Origin of the sequence: Rhodococcus sp. BH5 (assembly GCF_027583855.1) — a bacterium.
GTDB lineage: Bacteria > Actinomycetota > Actinomycetes > Mycobacteriales > Mycobacteriaceae > Rhodococcus_F > Rhodococcus_F qingshengii.
In genome coordinates this window covers 1-3451 of sequence record NZ_JAJHVW010000055.1, presented here as the reverse complement: position 1 = coordinate 3451, position 3451 = coordinate 1, and the positions used below count along the sequence as shown (strand labels likewise).

The 3451-nt window shown below is 55.1% G+C and carries 1 protein-coding gene and 1 pseudogene; both read left to right on the top strand.

The window, feature by feature from the left end; genetic code table 11:
- Positions 1 to 909: 909 nt before the first annotated feature.
- Entirely contained in the window at positions 910 to 1362 is a 453-nt protein-coding gene (locus RhoBH5_RS32385) for a hypothetical protein (protein WP_270009617.1), read from the top strand.
- A 690-nt stretch (positions 1363 to 2052) separates the two neighbouring features.
- Positions 2053 to 3307, top strand: a pseudogene (locus RhoBH5_RS32380) (IS256 family transposase).
- Positions 3308 to 3451 lie beyond the last annotated feature (144 nt).

The window sequence follows — 3451 nt, the reverse complement described above, 5'->3', positions numbered from 1 at the left end:
TAACTTCGCAACTAGTAACTTCGTACGGTGTCAGAATTGGGAAATTCTATATTTTCAGAGGAATAGCTACCGTATAGAATATTGATACTTCATCAAAGTGCATCGTCTTGTTAATGTTCGATTGGTGGTTTGAAGATGGAAAATATAGAAAAATTCTTGATCCGGGAAGCCTTGAGGATTTCTTGTCGAGAGATTTATTTCCCTGCATCGGACTGATTGATGTCAAGAAGAGGGGATGTTCACACTCTAGGGGTCTGTGGAAACAGCCTTAGAAGTGTATTCTGAAGCTATGCGTTAACTGGCCTAGTTTGAGATGATACCGGTGGTGGCGATTTCCGTGATGGATGTGATATTTCGCAGCCTGTGACCATCTGGGGGTCCACTCGGCGCAGCGGGTTCAGGGCGTGAAGTATCAGGACTTATCGCCCTGAACCCGTTAAAACACTTGACTACCGTTAGTCTGCAAGTGGCGTTTCCACTGGGGTTTCAGTGGATCCCGACGAGAACTTGGAAATCAGTTCCACGGCAGACTTGACGATACTAATCATATCAGTTACCGATCCCATTGCAATCTCCTTGTATGGATTAGATTTCGATATTCTACTTCGATTGCCACGAAAGGCTCCACTTGCGACTTTCAGTCACCGTTTCGAACCTTATCGAGCCCCCGTGCATCACAGTCTAAGTGATCACGGCACGAAAGTTCGGGTCCAGGGTGACTGGCGGAAGGAAATGGGTGAGCCTGAAATTAGCTAGACTTGTAGCGTAGTTGCTATTGCTGCTGAGGGTGGCCGTATTTGAGAGATAGCGAAGCCGAAACGTTGCTTATCGCGCTTGTGGTCAATGTCACAATTGAAATTTTGCGGCAAAACATATTTTGATCAACTATCAATAATTTGTAATTCGTGAATGAAAATATCTAATCGGAATGTTCGGGCATCGAGGGGTATTCTGCAGCGCTCGCCGGATTACTCCCGATTCGACCTCGACGTCGCATCTGCCACAACAGGAATGCTCACCGTCAAAGCAGCCAAAACGGATGCATCGCTGCTCGGAAAGGTAAGCGCGGCATCGGATTCCAACGCCCAGGACACAGGCCAAGCCCAGAACATGGACCTGAGCGGGCTGACCGCAATGGCCAGATCACAAGGCGTGGACGACCGGGCAACCCTTGTCGCACAGGGCCTCGGAGCAGCCCCGTTCTACGCCTCCGGAGCGCATACCAACTACGGAGAACTCGCCGTCGACAACTCCGGCCGCCGCACCCTGCAATGGCGCAGTGACTGGTTCGAATCCAGATCCAGCGTGCCGCATAAACCCGCAGCACAAACACCCCGAACAGACTTATGGAGGACATGTTGAATCCACCACAGCCACGCCGAGCGTGGAGAGTTCTCTTCCTCGACCTTGTTGAGGCGTCTGAGGTGATTCATGTTGATGGTTTCGACATAGCCGTTCAGCGCGGGGTACTTGTGACTACAGTCCGGTTTTCATGATCGGAGCGTCTAACAACTGGTCGGGGTCCGGAATGGCTCTGCTCGGGGTACCGGTGTTTTGCAATTCTGCTCAGGCTGGACATCGGCTCCGGGATTGTCTAGGCCGTCGAAGAGTTCATCGAATCCTTGCGAGATTACTTGCAAGCCCTCAATCCCATTCGTAAGACGATTGAGGAACCGGAATGGTCCATGATATGAACACCCCACCCCACCCCACCGACAACCGAACGCCGCAGATGTGTTAAGTGACAACTTCATCACCCGAATCTCGCTGGCGTCCTTCGACGCCTCCGACAATCTCATGACGTGGCTCTCGGATAGACCCAACGAATCCCGTCACATGGCTAAAGTGCGGCAGTCACACAACCCTGCCGCCTGTTATGTCTGGTGCAAGCAGTGCGAGCGCCCCGCATACCTCACCCGCGATGGGTTGAGTCCAGCAGAGTGATGTACGACCAGTCACCCTGAAACCGTGGGCGTGTCGCTGCCGAATGAGGGCGGCCACCGCGTGATTCTTCAAGAGAGCTACCAACTCGACCTGAAGAGAGAACACGCGATGACCGATCACAACGTTATCGACCCCGAAAAGTTTCTGTCCGACCAACTCGCCGCTGCGAGCCCCGACCTGCTGTGCTCGATGCTCGGAACCTTCATCACCGCGCTGATGGGCGCGGAAGCAGACAGCCTGTGTGGCGCAGGCTATGGCGAACGCGGCAACTCCCGTAACGGATACAAGCACCGCGACTTCGACACTCGCGCAGGAACACTCGACGCCTCCATCCCGAAGCTGCGGCAGGGATCGTATTTTCCGGATTGGCTTCTCGAGCACCGCAAACGCGCCGAGCGTGCGCTCACCTCCGTCGTCTCTACCTGCTGTCTGCTCAGGGTTTCGACGCGGCGGATGGAGAATCTCGTCGAGTCGTTGGGTATCAATAGCTTGTCGAAGTCGCAGGTTTCGATCATGGCCCGAGACCTCGACGAACAAGTCGAATCGTTCCGCTCCCAGCCACTCGATCAAGGCCCGTACACCTTCGTCGCCTCCGATGCATTGGTACTCAAAGTTCGGGAAAACGGGCGCGTGATGAACGTGCACGCTCTGATCGCGGTCGACATCAACAAAGATGGGCACCCCGAAATACTCGGCATCGACGTCTCCTCCGGTGAGGACAAGGCCGGCTGGTTGACGTTCTTCCGCGGCCTGGTCGCTCGCGGATTGACCGGGGTCAAGTTGGTGACCTCCGACGCCCATGCCGGTCTCGTGGCGTCGATCGGCGCCACCCTGTCCTGCGCATCATGGCAACGGTGTCGCACGCACTACGCGGTGAACTTGATGTCGATCGCCCCGAAAACGCAGTGGCCGAGGGTGAAGACGATGCTGCATTCGATCTACGATCAACCAGACTGGAAAGGTGTTGAGGAACAGTATGATCGGATGCTCTATACGTTGTCGGACAAGCTTCCGAAGGTAGCGGCACACCTCGACGACGCCCGCGCCGAGTTGCTCGCATTCACCGCATTCCCGAAGGAGATTTGGCGTCAGATCTGGTCCAACAATCCTCAGGGACGACTGAACAAGGAAATCTGCAGCCGGACCGATATCGTTGGTATTCTCCCTGACCGAACTTCGTTGATCCGGCTTGTCGGAGCCGTTCTTGCCGACCAGCACGATGAATGGACTGAAGGCCGTCGATATCTCGAGCTTTGATGTTCTGGCCCGCTCCAGGGTGACTGTCGTTGCCCCGGAAACCGGTGACTACAACACAATGGACGAGGAGGTGAACTCGACTACCCCTGCAGCGCTGACAGCCTGAAAGAGGAGATCACGCAGTGCCCGTCCCCACACACCACGCATTTGGACTTGACCCTGCGCCGACGCCCGCACCGTGGGTAGAGACTCGCATGGTCGCTGTCTTCCTGTCCGGAACCTCGACTTGCGACAGTGCCTCCGACGTGAC

Coding starts and splice junctions, on each gene's coding strand:
- RhoBH5_RS32385 (WP_270009617.1), top strand. CDS start 910: ATGAAAATATCTAATCGGAATGTTCGGGCATCGAGGGGTATTCTGCAG.